Below are 13,106 nucleotides of genomic sequence, written 5' to 3' on the forward strand. Positions count from 1 at the left end.
AGGAGGGTTTATGGAAAAAAAGCAACATAGAAAAGAAAGTATTATTCACCTATTGTATCGTTTAGTTATGATTGTCTTTGGTGCAACGTGTGCGGCAGTAGCTATTGAACTGTTTTTAATGCCAAATAAAATTATTGACGGTGGTATTATCGGTATTTCCCTCATACTAGATTATCTTACTCCAAACATTTGGTGGTTAAGTTTCTCTACTTTAGTTGTCATCCTCAATTTACCGTTTATGTATTCTGGGTATAAACAAATCGGGAAAACTTTTATGTTATCTTCTGCTTTTGCAATCGTCGCTTTAGCATTTATTGAGTCAACATTACATTCTTTCAAGCCTTTTACGACGGAACCGATTTTGGCAACCGTTTTTGGTGGTCTTATTTTAGGGATTGGTGTAGGGATTGTTATTAGGCATGGTGGTTCATTAGATGGAACGGAAATTATGGGAATTTTATTAACGAAAAAATTACCGTTTTCTGTTGGTGAATTTGTTATGTTTGTGAACTTATTTGTTTTTGCTTGGGCAGCATTTGTGTTTGGTGTCGAACAGGCGATGTATTCTGTTATGACATACTATATCGCATTTAAAACAATTGATACGGTTATTCAAGGATTGGATGAGACAAAAGCAGTACTGATTGTATCAGATCAGTATGAAGAAGTATCAAATGCCATCTTACACCGCCTTGGTCGTGGAACAACGAAACTCGTTGCTAAAGGTGGTTATACAGATAAAGAGAAAGAAGTAATTTATGCAGTTGTTACACGTCTTGAGGTAACAAAATTAAAATCAATTGTTCATGAAATTGATGAAAATGCCTTTATTACAATTATGAGTACGCAAGAGACAAATGGTGGTAAATTTAAATCCGCTATTCATTAAAAGTACATGTTCAAAAAAAGAAGATAAAGAAGGCCAATCAGTTCCAAAGTATGAGGAAATGTAAAAGCAATCTTTGCCGTAATTTTTGAATATCCTTAAAAAGCAGAGAGATTTTCTCTGCTTTTTTGTTATAATAATAAGGTTGTCCGAAATAAAGAATATATTTTTGGGCAGATTGGTTTACAACTATAATAAGTTATACTATAATTCAAATAGAGGTAAATCGGAATCATTCTGAATTAAAATAGGTGAGATGCTATGAAGAATATGTTGGAAATAGAAGGACTGGCATTTCGGTATGAAGATCGAAATGTGTTAGAAGATATTAATTTGCAAGTTCCTAAGGGAGCTTTTTTAGGTTTGGTTGGACCGAATGGATCTGGTAAATCGACCCTATTAAAGTGTATATTAGGTGTTTTGAAGCCGAAGAAAGGGAGTATTCGGTTATTTGGTATTGATAGCAAGAAGTTTAAAGAGTGGAATAAAATTGGCTATGTTTCACAAAAGGCTAACAGCTTTAACTCTGGTTTTCCAGCAACTGTCTTTGAAGTTGTTTCAATGGGGCTTGTTTCAAAAAAAGGCCTATTTCGTTTCTTGAAGAAAGAAGATAAAGAAAAGGTTACAAAGGCAATCGCAGATGTAGGAATGAGTGAATTTCAAAATCGTAACATCGGAGAGCTTTCCGGTGGACAACAGCAACGTGTGTTTATTGCACGCGCGCTTGTAAGTAATCCAGAATTACTAATTTTGGACGAGCCTACAGTGGGGATTGATGTAAAGAGTGTAGAGAGCTTTTATGAGATACTAGAAGATTTAAATAAAAAACTAGGTATCACATTGATTCTGGTTACACACGATATGGGAGCTGTAACAGAGAAGGTGACACATGTTGCATGTTTAAATCAGCATTTGCATTTCCATGGAAATGTTGAGAAATTCCGAGAGTTAGAAGATGCAGAAATGTCGATTTTATATGGACATCATGTTCATCGTTTAGAACATGATCATGAGCATCACGGGAGGATATAATGATACAGGATTTTTTACAATATGATTTTTTACGCAATTCTTTATACGCTGGTATTTTAATAGGGCTTGTTGCCCCGTTAATCGGTGTATTTGTTGTCATTCGTCGCATGTCACTGATTGCAGATGCTTTAAGTCATGTGACATTATCAGGGATTGCCGCAAGTTTGTTACTAGAAAAAACGATTTTTACAGGTGGTTTTTTAAATCCGTTATATATGGGAATGATTTTTTCGATAGGCGGAGCACTATTAATTGAAAAATTACGTACTGTATATAAACATTACCAAGAATTAGCGATTCCAATTATTCTTTCAGCAGGGATGGGACTCGGAGTTGTTTTTATTTCACTTGCGAATGGATTTAATACGGATTTATTTAGTTACTTATTTGGTAGCGTGAGTGCTGTAACAAGCACGGATTTAATTCTTATTGGTATTGTAGCAATCGTAGTTATTGCAACAATTATTTTATTATATAAAGAGTTATTTTTATTATCATTTGACGAGGAATATGCTGTATCAACAGGTCTTCGTGCTAAATGGATTCATTTTATTTTTATTATTTTAGTTGCGCTTGTCATTGCAGTATCAATGCGTGTTGTTGGGGTTCTTCTCGTATCATCCCTAATGACGTTACCAGTTGCCGCAAGTATCCGCATCGCAAAAGGATTTAAACAAACAATTTTCTTTTCCATTTTATTTGGTGAAATTTCCGTGATAGGTGGGCTGTTTGCTTCTTATCAGCTTGATTTAGCTCCAGGTGGTACAATTGTTATGCTAGCGGTTCTTATTTTAATCGGTGCAATCTTATGGAAGAAGAAAAAAACTGCATAAAGTAGGGATAGTTATGAATCTGACTGAAGCTTTACGTCTTATGAAAGAAAAAGGCTATAAACACACTGGAAAAAGGGAAGAAATGTTACGTTTATTTGCGGTTCATAATCGTTATTTAACCGCAAAAGACGTTTTAGAGCATATGAAGAATGATTACCCAGGACTAAGTTTTGATACAATCTATCGTAATTTAACGGTATTTGCTGAAATTGGTGTTTTAGAGCAAACAGAATTAAATGGAGAAAAGCATTTTCGTTTTACATGTTCAATTATGGAACATCATCATCACTTCATTTGCTTGGATTGTGGTGGTACGAAAGAAATTACTTCCTGTCCAATGGATTTTATGAATAAAGATTTTAAAGGATACGAAGTAACAGGGCATAAGTTTGAAATATACGGGCGTTGCCCGAAGTGTGCAAAGTAAAAGCTTGTCAGCGTAAAGACTGACAAGCTTTTATTTGTAGTTATAAAACGGCTGCTGGTGACATCCAGGCAGCCGTTTTTATTATTGCTCTTGTTTTTCTTTTTCTTGATTTGCAGCCATTTCAGCAGCAATTACATCAATTTCTTTTTTGAGTTCTTCTACCATTGTTTCTTCCGGTACTTTGCGAACGACTTTTCCTTTACGGAATAATAAGCCTTCTCCACGTGCACCGGCAATACCGATATCAGCTTCACGAGCTTCACCAGGTCCGTTTACAGCACATCCAAGTACAGCAACTTTGATTGGTACTTTCAGCGTAGAGATATATTCTTCTACTTCATTTGCAATACTGATAAGGTCAATTTCAATACGACCGCAAGTTGGACAAGAAATAAGTGTTGCAGCATTCGATGCAAGACCGAATGATTTTAAAAGTTCACGAGCAACTTTTACTTCTTCAACAGGATCAGCACTTAATGAAATACGAAGTGTATTTCCGAGACCTTTACTTAAGATTGCTCCAAGACCAGCAGCACTTTTTACCGTTCCAGCAAATAGTGTTCCAGATTCTGTAATGCCTAAATGTAATGGATAATCAAAGGCACGAGCTGCTTTCTCATAAGCTTCGATTGCTAAGTTAACATCAGAGGCTTTCATGGATACGATGATATCGTGGAAATCTAAGTCCTCTAAAATTTTAATATGATGCAGTGCGCTTTCAACCATACCATCTGCAGTAGGATAGCCGTACTTTTCTAAAATATGGCGCTCTAATGAACCAGCATTTACACCAATACGAATTGGAATACCGCGTTCTTTTGCAGCATTTACAACAGCTTCTACTTTATGGCGACGCCCAATGTTTCCTGGATTGATACGTACTTTATCAATGCCGCCTTCAATTGCTTTTAAAGCAAGACGATAATCAAAGTGAATATCAGCAACAAGTGGGATGTTAATTTGTTTTTTAATATCAGCAATAGCATTTGCTGCGCGTTCGTCTGGAACAGCAACGCGGACAATTTGACAACCCGCTTCTTCTAAACGTTTAATTTCAGCAACTGTAGCTTCTACATCATGCGTTTTTGTTGTTGTCATACTTTGTATAATTAATTCATTATTACCGCCAATTGTTAAATTACCGACTTTAACAGGACGTGTTTTTGTACGATGAGTCATTTCATTCACGAATAGATCGCTCTCCTTATAAAAGAAGTTTCTTATTTTGTTGCCTCATATCAAATATAGTATATGTGATATGGAGCGATAGAAACCTATATGCTCGGTTTCACTTTTACTATTGTATCAGCGCCTTTATGTAATTGACAAGGATTAAGTGATGGTTCATTGATATAATGGAAATTTGTAAGATTTTCCAATTTGAATTTTTGTAGAAGATGTATTTTTATTTAATTGTTTAAAATCATCGATTACTTTTTCAATAGAAGGAACTTTTTTCTTGTTAATCGCTTCTGTAATGGATAAAACAGTATCTCCTGTTTTTACTTCAATCGCTTTATATTGTGCATCCGTTTCTTTTTTGGATTTTGTATCAACATTTTCTTTTTTTACAGTTTGGGCAGCTGTTGGTTTTTTGTATGAACTTAACATTGGTAAAGTACCAATTTTTATATCGTAATAAAACACGTAACCGAGAACAAGCACAAGTAAGAGTGTACCAAGTCTTTTCATATTCCTCACTCCTTTGTTAGGAAATATATGCTTGTCCAAAAAAAAAATGCCAAAATGGCATTTTTTATAGTTCGTGTTTTTCTTTAGGTTTTGGTATTTCTTTAATGGTTAAGTACAGAACAATTAAAATGATTGCAGTGTACAGAAGGAATGACCAGGGTACATTTATTTTTAATAAATCCATAATCATAAAGAAAATTGTTGGAATTGTATAGCTGTAGGCCGTTAATGTCCAAACTTGTTTGTAAGATAACTTCCGCTGACCGCCCATTGCAGAACCAATAAAGGCTAAAATTGTTACCCCTAGGAATGAAATGAATAATTGGAACAAATAAATGACTATTCCTACAACAAGCATGAGAATAGGATAAATGCTATCAATGGCTGATATGATATCTTTAATATCTTTTTTCTCAAATGTACCATTCCCAAAATCGCTATAAGACTGACTTTGTGTTTGATTGTTATTAATAGATACAACTTTATCCTTTAAAACGAATACACCTTGTTTATTTGCATATGCAGTCGTATCCGTTGCATTAGGGTCAAATACGAAAACAAAGTTCCCATCTTCTTTTATAATGGGTTCTTTAACGTCGGCATGAAGTTCGCCGTTCTCAATTTTAAAATCTGGGAGATCTTTTTCAATTGATTGATGTACAGTAGAAACGATATCTTGGGTGAAATTCCCAAATGTGAAGGTTTTTGGGATTGTTGCAATTAAACACAATAACATGATATACAGAATCGTTTTCCCGATTTTTTGAAAACGAAAAAGTGCCATGTCTTTTGGCGAATATAAACTTTTTACTAGCTGCGTAAATACGGACATATATTCACTTCCTTTGCTATATGTATGATAGATTGATGCATAAAATCATTGTAACGTACGAATCTAGAGAACTACAAGTTATATCGTGTGAAGTAAGATTGATACCCCAGTAAGTGATAGCTATAAAGGACTTTTTGCTATATCAATATAAATTGAAACCCTGACATAAAACCTTTCTTTTAGGTAGGAGAGGGCAACTGGCTATGCATAGAAGCAGTCAGATCCTTTTTCCTGCCCCGTCCGATGGTAAAACAAAGAGAGAAAACAAGTGCAGGTCACTTTTTGTTTTGCGTAGTGGGGGATTATTATATATCGAAAAAACAAAATGGATTTATATAATTATTCGCTTGCAGTAAGGTGTTTTTTTAAGATTTGAAAATAAAAAAGATAGACTTCAGTAAATGTAAAATAGACGAGAGCTCACCATCATTGAGAAATGAGGAAAGGTTTACTGATGGAAGTTTGACTTTAAGAAAAGTAAAAATACAATTGACACTTTTCTTTTTTATATGGTAAATTTATCTTACATTTCTTAACCGATATATCTCGCAGTGACTCAACCATGCAATCATACAGTTTTTATCTTGTATGAAAGTTCTGTGGAGACTTGGTGGTGTGATTTAAATTTCAGCCACCGATATATACATAATTCTGGACCCTTAGCTCAGCTGGTTAGAGCAGACGGCTCATAACCGTCCGGTCGTAGGTTCGAGTCCTACAGGGTCCATATCCATTTCAAATGTTCATCATGTAGACGAGAAGCTTCCTTGTAGAAGGAAGCTTTTTTTACGAAATATATGAGCATTTTATTTGAAAAGAAATGGGAATTTTGCTACGTTAATGATAGCAAGACAATGTGATTTAATTTGTTTTCACCCTATGGCAATTAGGGTAAAATGAAGTTGTATGCCAAGTCATTTTGGCAATACATAAACTGGGAGGAATGTAACAATGGCAAAACATGAATTACCAAATTTACCTTATGCGTATGATGCTTTAGAACCTCACTTTGATAAAGAAACAATGAACATCCATCATACAAAACACCACAACACTTACGTAACAAATTTAAACGCTGCGCTAGAAGGTCATGCAGAACTAGCTGACAAAAGTGTTGAAGAATTAGTTGCAAACTTAAATGAAGTACCAGAAGCAATTCGTACTGCAGTACGCAATAACGGTGGCGGACATGCGAATCATACTTTCTTCTGGACAATTCTATCTTCAAATGGTGGTGGACAACCAGTAGGTGAACTTGCAGCTGCAATTGAAGCGAAATTCGGTAGCTTTGATGCATTCAAAACAGAATTCGCAAAAGCTGGTGCAACTCGCTTCGGTTCTGGTTGGGCTTGGTTAGTAGTAAACAATGGTGAGCTAGAAGTAACAAGCACTCCAAACCAAGATTCACCTTTAACAGAAGGTAAAACTCCAGTTATCGGTTTAGATGTTTGGGAGCATGCTTACTACTTACATTACCAAAACCGTCGTCCTGACTACATCGGTGCATTCTGGAACGTTGTAGACTGGAACGCAGCTGAAAAACGTTACCAAGAAGCTAAATAATATCGCTTGTTCCGTTTTAGGTAAGGCGATATTGAAGAAGCTAGGGGAATATTCTCCTAGCTTTTTTGTATGCTTTCTTTTACATAATTGTGCTCGTCTTTGGAAGACTAGAACATGAAGTAAAGGAGAGTTATGTATGAAGTGGAAACATGTAATTGGCGATGTCGAGGTGAATCGTGATTTAATATTGTTACTTGTTATGGGGGGATTATACACGCTCGCAATTTCTTTATCCAACACGTTTGTTAACATTTATTTATGGAAACAAACACAAAACTATGTGAACCTTGGTTTGTATAATTTAGCAAGCGTTGTATTGCAGCCACTAACATTTCTTTTTGCAGGAAAATTGGCAAAACGGATAGATCGTGCTATTTTACTGCGAATCGGTGTGGGAACATTAGCTGCTTTTTTTATTGTTGTTTTACTCGCAGGAACGCATGCTTCACATTACATTTTATTACTTGGCGGTCTTCTTGGAATTGGATACGGTTTTTATTGGCTTGCATTTAATCTGTTGACATTTGAGATTACGGAACCGGAAACACGTGATTTTTTTAACGGTTTTCTTGGTCTTTTAACATCCTTTTCTGGAATGATTGGGCCAATAACAGCAGGATATACGATTTCACGTATGGAGAAATGGAGCGGTTATACAGTTATCTTTTTTCTTTCATTAACTTTATTTGCAATTGCTGTTGTCATAAGCTTCTTTTTATCGAAAAGAGAATGTGAGGGGCGCTATGAAATTGTTCAAGTTTTGAAAGAACGTAAGGTTGATAAAAACTGGGGAAGGATTACACGCGCACACTTTTTTCAAGGATTAAGGGAAGGGACGTTTATTTTTGTTATTTCTGTATATGTCTATTTGGCATCAGGGAGCGAATTTGCATTAGGAAAGTATAGTTTAGTCAATTCCGCTGTTTCATTTGTATGCTATTACTTGGTTGCGCGTATGTTAAAAAAGGAGTGGAGAAAAAAGGCGATTTTACTTGGTGGAATTATTTTGTATGTCGTTGTATTTTTAGTTATTTTTCATGTTACATATGTAAAATTACTCATTTATGCAGCATGTATTGCAATAGCTTATCCGATTTTACTTGTTCCGTACGGATCGATGACATACGATGTAATCGGAAGAGCAAAGCAGGCGAAAGAATGGCGGGTCGAGTATATTGTTGTTCGAGAATTATGGTTAAACAGCGGAAGAATCTGTTCGATTTTAAGTTTTTTATGTGCAGTATCATTTTTCCAGCCAGAAAAAAGCTTACCTGTTCTATTATGTATTCTTGGAGCTGGACATTTACTTATTTATTTTGCTGTTAGAAATGTCAAATACGGGGAAGGGAATCCAAATAAACCAAGGATTCCAGCACCTGAAACAACACAAAATCATACTGAACGAGAAGGTTAACTTCTTCTGGATTTTATGCTAGAATAAAAAGACATGTAAAACAGCAGTGAGGACACCTATAATAAGGTGTCCCTTTCCTATTACATAGCTGTTGGTAGAGGGGGTTCGTATGAGTAAAAAGAAGAAAAAAAAGAAAACCCACGTTCCGTTTCGGCTTAACGTGTTGTTTTTTTGTGTGTTTTTAATGTTTTCAGCGATCATTGTAAAGCTTGGAATGGTACAAATTGTACATGGTGAGGACTATAAAAATGAAGTTGAAAAAAAGGAAAACTCAACAGTAAGTAATCCAGTTCCACGCGGAAAGATCTTTGATAGATATGGTCGTGCGGTTGTGGATAATAACCCAGTTCGTACCATTACGTTTACAAGACTGAAGGGTTCAACTTCGGAAGAACGTTTAGAAACAGCGAAAAAACTGGCGAAGCTAATTGAAGTATCACCAGATAAATTAACAGAACGTGATAAAAAAGATTATTGGCTTTCTTTACATGAAAAAGAGGCAAAGGAAAAGATTACAAAGAAAGACCAAGCTGAATTTAAAGCAAAGAAAATTGATGATAAAGAAATGGCAGAGCGTCAGCGTAATCGCGTGACAGAGGCAGAAATAAATCAATTAACACCCGAAGATTTAGAAATACTTGCAATTAAGAGTAAAATGGATGGCGGATATGCAATGACACCGCAAATCATAAAAAAAGATGTAACAACAGAAGAATATGCAATCATTAGTGAAAATTTAGCATTGTTGCCAGGTGTAGATACGACAGTTGATTGGGATCGTAAATACACTTATGATGATATGTTCCGTAGTGTACTTGGTGGTGTAACAAGCTCAGATGAAGGGTTGCCAAGAGAACGACTAGATTATTTTCTTGTTCGAGATTATAACCGTAACGACCGCGTTGGTAAAAGTTATATTGAACAGCAATATGAGGATACGCTTCATGGTACAAAAGCAGAAGTGAGAAATGTTACAGACAAAGACGGAAATATTTTAGAAACAATAAACGTTTCTAAAGGTCAACGAGGCAATGATCTGAATTTAACAATTGATATGGAACTGCAAAAGCGTGTAGAAGAAATCCTTACGAAGTATTTAAAGCAATATGCAGGTGCAGAACCACTTTTAGACCGTGCATTTGTTGTGATGATGAATCCGAAAAATGGTGAAGTTTTATCTATGGCTGGGAAACAAATCGTAGACGAAAATGGAACGAAAGAGATAAAAGATTACGCATTAGGAACAATGACAAGTGCGTATCCGATGGGCTCAACTGTGAAAGGTGCTACGGTGCTAACGGGATATCAAACAGGAGCAATTACGCCTGGAACAGTACTAGTGGATGAACCAATTCAGCTAAAAGGTACACCAGTAAAAGCTTCTTGGAAAACGATGGGCAGCATTAACGACCTTACCGCTTTGAAAATGTCTTCTAACGTATATATGTTTAAAACAGCTATGAATATTGCTGGAGTGCCATATGTTAGAGGTGGTACATTAGATATTAAGAAAAAGGCATTCGATGATATGCGTTATTATTTTGGACAGTTTGGGCTTGGCGTGAAAACAGGAATTGACTTACCAAACGAAATAGCTGGTCAGAGAGGTTCTGGATTCCAACCAGGTTTCTTATTAGACTTAGCAATCGGGCAGTATGATACGTATACACCGCTTCAACTTGTACAATATGTTTCTACAATTGCCAATGGTGGCTATCGTATGCAACCGCAAGTCGTAAAAGAAATTCGTCAACCATCATCTAAACCAGATGAAGTCGGAAAAGTGATTCAATCAATGGAACCAAAAGTATTAAATCGTATTGATATGCCTGAAGATCAAATCCAGCGTGTGCAAGAAGGATTTAGACAAGTATTTAATGATTCAGGTGGTACAGGTGCAAAATACTTTACAGGTGCAAAATATACAGCTGCTGGAAAAACAGGAACAGCACAAACGTTTTATGGTGGTAACAAAGATATCGGAAGAAATGCAAAAGGCGAGCCTGTATCAACTTATAACTTAACATTAGTAGGTTATGCGCCGCTTGATAATCCTGAAGTTGCATTCTCCGTTGTTGTTCCATGGGTACACGATGATAAGTCTGGAATTAACGGAAATATCGGTCGTGAAATTATGGATGCTTACTTTGACTTGAAAAAACAAGAAGTAACAGGTGAAGCACCAAAAGATGAAAAAGGTAAAAAAGAATAAAAATATGTGAATTTGGCACACTATCTTAAAAGATAGTGTGCTTTTTTTTGTATTTTATGCATAGGTTTTAGTAATTGTGGACGAGCATATCCTATACGCGAAATAGGGGGTTGAAAAAAATGAACTCTCTCATAGTATGACCGGTCATATATTTACTTTTGAGAAAAGAAGTGAAAATGAGAAAGAAGTATCGTATTCCTCCACATTATGTTGAACTTTACAAAACTTTTACAAATTATTAAAACCGAATTAATAGTTGGGCATTATTCTTATATCTGTAATCCTGTTACTCCAGGATACTTCTAGGAGGAGCTACACGTGAAATGGACAAAAAAATCTATCAAGATTTTAGCAATATCGACATGTTTCATTTTTTTATATGTGTCTACTCCATCCGCTGCTAATGATGTGAGGGAAGTGAGAGTTGATGGATCCTCAACCGTTTTTCCAATTATGGAAGCTATAGCGGAAGAGTACACAAAAAAAGAACCACGTGTGAAAATTTCTATTAGTATATCTGGGACAGGAGGAGGGTTTCATCGTTTTGGCAAAGGCGAAGTAGATATAAATAATGCATCGCGCCAGGTAAAACAAGTAGAAGAAAATTTTATGAAGGAAAATTCCATCCAGTTTACACCATTTGAAATTGCTTATGATGGCCTCACAATCATTGTGAATCGTCAAAATACATGGGCTGATAATATGACAATAGAAGAATTACGTCTATTATGGAGCGAAGATGGTAGAACGAAACGATGGTCACATATTCATCCGAAATGGCCGCACGAAAAGGTGCAATTTTATGCGCCAGGTGTTGATTCCGGTACGTATGATTATTTTCAAAGTGTTGTCCTGCGAAACAATCGTCTTGCAAAAACAGTTGCTTTATCTGAAGATGATCAAGTCATTATGCAAGGGGTAATGAATGATAAAAATGCAATTGCATTTGTGGGATATGCGTACTATATGGCGAATCGAGATAAGGTAAAAGCCGTAAAAGTAAATGGTGTACCACCAACGAAAGCAAACATTCAATCTGGTGTTTATAAGCCATTGTCTAGGCCGCTATTTGCTTATGTAAACCATGCTTCGATTCGAAATAAAAGCAGTGTGGCAGAGTATGTGGTGTTTATGATGCAACATGCGGGCGGACTTGCTGAAGAAGTCGGATATGTTAAATTACCACAAAAGAAATATAGTGAACAGCTGCGAATGTTAACAGAAATAAAAAGATAATGTCAGGATGGAAAGGGGTTTTCATCTTTGGCTCGAAATGACAAAAGTCAATTTGCATTTTCTGTGCAACATTTGATTGAAAGAAATACAATCAAAAGAAAAAAAACGCAGCGAATCAATCGAATGGTTCCGTTACTATTAAAGGCAATTGCTAGCGTATCTATTATAACAACAATCGGTATTGTTATTACGCTAGCGAATGAAACAATTATGTTTTTTCGTGAAATATCAATGTATTCTTTTTTTACTGAGAAAGAATGGTTACCATTTTTTGAAGAGCCTAAGTTTGGGATACTTCCTCTTATATGTGGGACCTTACTTGTAACAACAATCGCTATGATAGTAGCTATTCCAATTGGACTAGGATGTGCCGTGTTTTTAAATGAATATGCTTCACACTTTGTTAGAAAAGTGTTAAAGCCCATTTTAGAACTACTAGCAGGTATTCCTACAATTGTATATGGATTTTTTGCTTTAACGATTGTCACACCGGCCTTGCAGCGTGTCATTCCGGATTTACAGTTCTTTAATGCAATTAGTCCAGGCATTGTTATAGGAATTATGATGGTTCCAACAATCGCTTCTCTTTCTGAAGATGCAATGGGAGCTGTATCTAAAGGAATAAAAGAGGCTTCACTTGGGCTAGGTGCAACGCGTTTTGAAACTGTACGAAAGGTTGTGTTTCCAGCTGCATTTACCGGTATTATGGCTGCAATCCTATTAGCGGCTTCACGTGCGATTGGTGAAACGATGATTGTTGTCATTGCTGGAGGTTCAACGCCCAATGTATCTATAGATCCGACGCACTCCATTCAAACGTTAACGGCTTATATTGTGCAAGTAAGCTTAGGTGATGCCCCCCATGGAACGATCGCATACTATAGTATGTACGCTGTAGGCGCGACGTTACTTATGTTTACATTCATGATGAATATGATTTCGCAGCAGATTATGCACCGTTTTAGAAAGGCGATATAAG

12 protein-coding genes and 1 tRNA gene are annotated in these 13,106 nt (G+C 36.0%); 10 read left to right on the forward strand and 3 right to left on the reverse strand.

Annotated features, from left to right (window positions below; all coding sequences use genetic code 11):
* Nucleotides 1-10 precede the first annotated feature (10 nt).
* From BPMYX0001_RS18455 to BPMYX0001_RS18470, 4 genes are all read left to right on the forward strand, one after another.
* On the forward strand, nucleotides 11-889 hold the full coding sequence (locus BPMYX0001_RS18455; protein WP_003200334.1) for a YitT family protein: 879 nt from the start codon (nucleotides 11-13) through the stop codon (nucleotides 887-889).
* A gap of 258 nt (nucleotides 890-1,147) precedes the next feature.
* Nucleotides 1,148-1,918 (forward strand): metal ABC transporter ATP-binding protein, encoded by a 771-nt coding sequence (locus tag BPMYX0001_RS18460; RefSeq protein WP_033799104.1) that lies wholly within the window; start codon nucleotides 1,148-1,150, stop codon nucleotides 1,916-1,918.
* Complete coding sequence (locus BPMYX0001_RS18465; protein ID WP_003200340.1) at nucleotides 1,918-2,751, forward strand: metal ABC transporter permease; 834 nt, start codon at nucleotides 1,918-1,920, stop codon at nucleotides 2,749-2,751. The genes BPMYX0001_RS18460 and BPMYX0001_RS18465 overlap by 1 nt, the downstream gene beginning before the upstream one ends.
* Nucleotides 2,752-2,764: 13 nt before the next feature.
* Nucleotides 2,765-3,178 carry a Fur family transcriptional regulator gene (locus BPMYX0001_RS18470; protein ID WP_003200343.1) on the forward strand — a complete coding sequence of 138 codons (414 nt, stop codon included), beginning with the start codon at nucleotides 2,765-2,767 and terminating at the stop codon, nucleotides 3,176-3,178.
* A gap of 81 nt (nucleotides 3,179-3,259) precedes the next feature.
* Here BPMYX0001_RS18470 and ispG read toward each other — a convergent pair whose 3' ends face one another.
* From ispG to BPMYX0001_RS18485, 3 genes are all read right to left on the reverse strand, one after another.
* Nucleotides 3,260-4,357 (reverse strand): flavodoxin-dependent (E)-4-hydroxy-3-methylbut-2-enyl-diphosphate synthase, encoded by a 1,098-nt coding sequence (ispG, locus tag BPMYX0001_RS18475; RefSeq protein ID WP_162617293.1) that lies wholly within the window; start codon nucleotides 4,355-4,357, stop codon nucleotides 3,260-3,262.
* 165 nt (nucleotides 4,358-4,522) lie between these two features.
* Nucleotides 4,523-4,870 carry a hypothetical protein gene (locus BPMYX0001_RS18480; RefSeq protein ID WP_003200346.1) on the reverse strand — a complete coding sequence of 116 codons (348 nt, stop codon included), beginning with the start codon at nucleotides 4,868-4,870 and terminating at the stop codon, nucleotides 4,523-4,525.
* A gap of 64 nt (nucleotides 4,871-4,934) precedes the next feature.
* Nucleotides 4,935-5,702, reverse strand: coding sequence for a DUF1189 domain-containing protein (locus BPMYX0001_RS18485; RefSeq protein ID WP_006096002.1), 768 nt, complete (start codon nucleotides 5,700-5,702; stop codon nucleotides 4,935-4,937).
* A 653-nt stretch (nucleotides 5,703-6,355) separates the two neighbouring features.
* Between BPMYX0001_RS18485 and BPMYX0001_RS18490 the strand changes: the two genes are divergently transcribed.
* From BPMYX0001_RS18490 to pstC, 6 genes are all read left to right on the forward strand, one after another.
* Nucleotides 6,356-6,429: transfer RNA gene (locus BPMYX0001_RS18490), tRNA-Ile, on the forward strand.
* 224 nt (nucleotides 6,430-6,653) lie between these two features.
* Complete coding sequence (sodA, locus tag BPMYX0001_RS18495; RefSeq protein ID WP_003200350.1) at nucleotides 6,654-7,265, forward strand: superoxide dismutase [Mn]; 612 nt, start codon at nucleotides 6,654-6,656, stop codon at nucleotides 7,263-7,265.
* A 136-nt stretch (nucleotides 7,266-7,401) separates the two neighbouring features.
* Nucleotides 7,402-8,679, forward strand: a complete 1,278-nt coding sequence (locus BPMYX0001_RS18500; protein WP_003200351.1) for an MFS transporter — start codon at nucleotides 7,402-7,404, stop codon at nucleotides 8,677-8,679.
* Nucleotides 8,680-8,788: 109 nt separating this feature from the next.
* A complete protein-coding gene (locus BPMYX0001_RS18505; protein WP_033799105.1) occupies nucleotides 8,789-10,891 on the forward strand; it encodes a peptidoglycan D,D-transpeptidase FtsI family protein in 2,103 nt (700 codons plus the stop codon).
* A gap of 318 nt (nucleotides 10,892-11,209) precedes the next feature.
* A complete protein-coding gene (locus tag BPMYX0001_RS18510) occupies nucleotides 11,210-12,127 on the forward strand; it encodes a PstS family phosphate ABC transporter substrate-binding protein (RefSeq protein WP_033799106.1) in 918 nt (305 codons plus the stop codon).
* Nucleotides 12,128-12,154: 27 nt separating this feature from the next.
* Nucleotides 12,155-13,105 carry a phosphate ABC transporter permease subunit PstC gene (gene pstC / locus BPMYX0001_RS18515; protein ID WP_003200358.1) on the forward strand — a complete coding sequence of 317 codons (951 nt, stop codon included), beginning with the start codon at nucleotides 12,155-12,157 and terminating at the stop codon, nucleotides 13,103-13,105.
* The last annotated feature ends 1 nt before the right edge of the window (nucleotide 13,106 follow it).

Origin of the sequence: Bacillus pseudomycoides DSM 12442, from assembly GCF_000161455.1 — a bacterium.
Taxonomy (GTDB): Bacteria; Bacillota; Bacilli; order Bacillales; family Bacillaceae_G; genus Bacillus_A; species Bacillus_A pseudomycoides.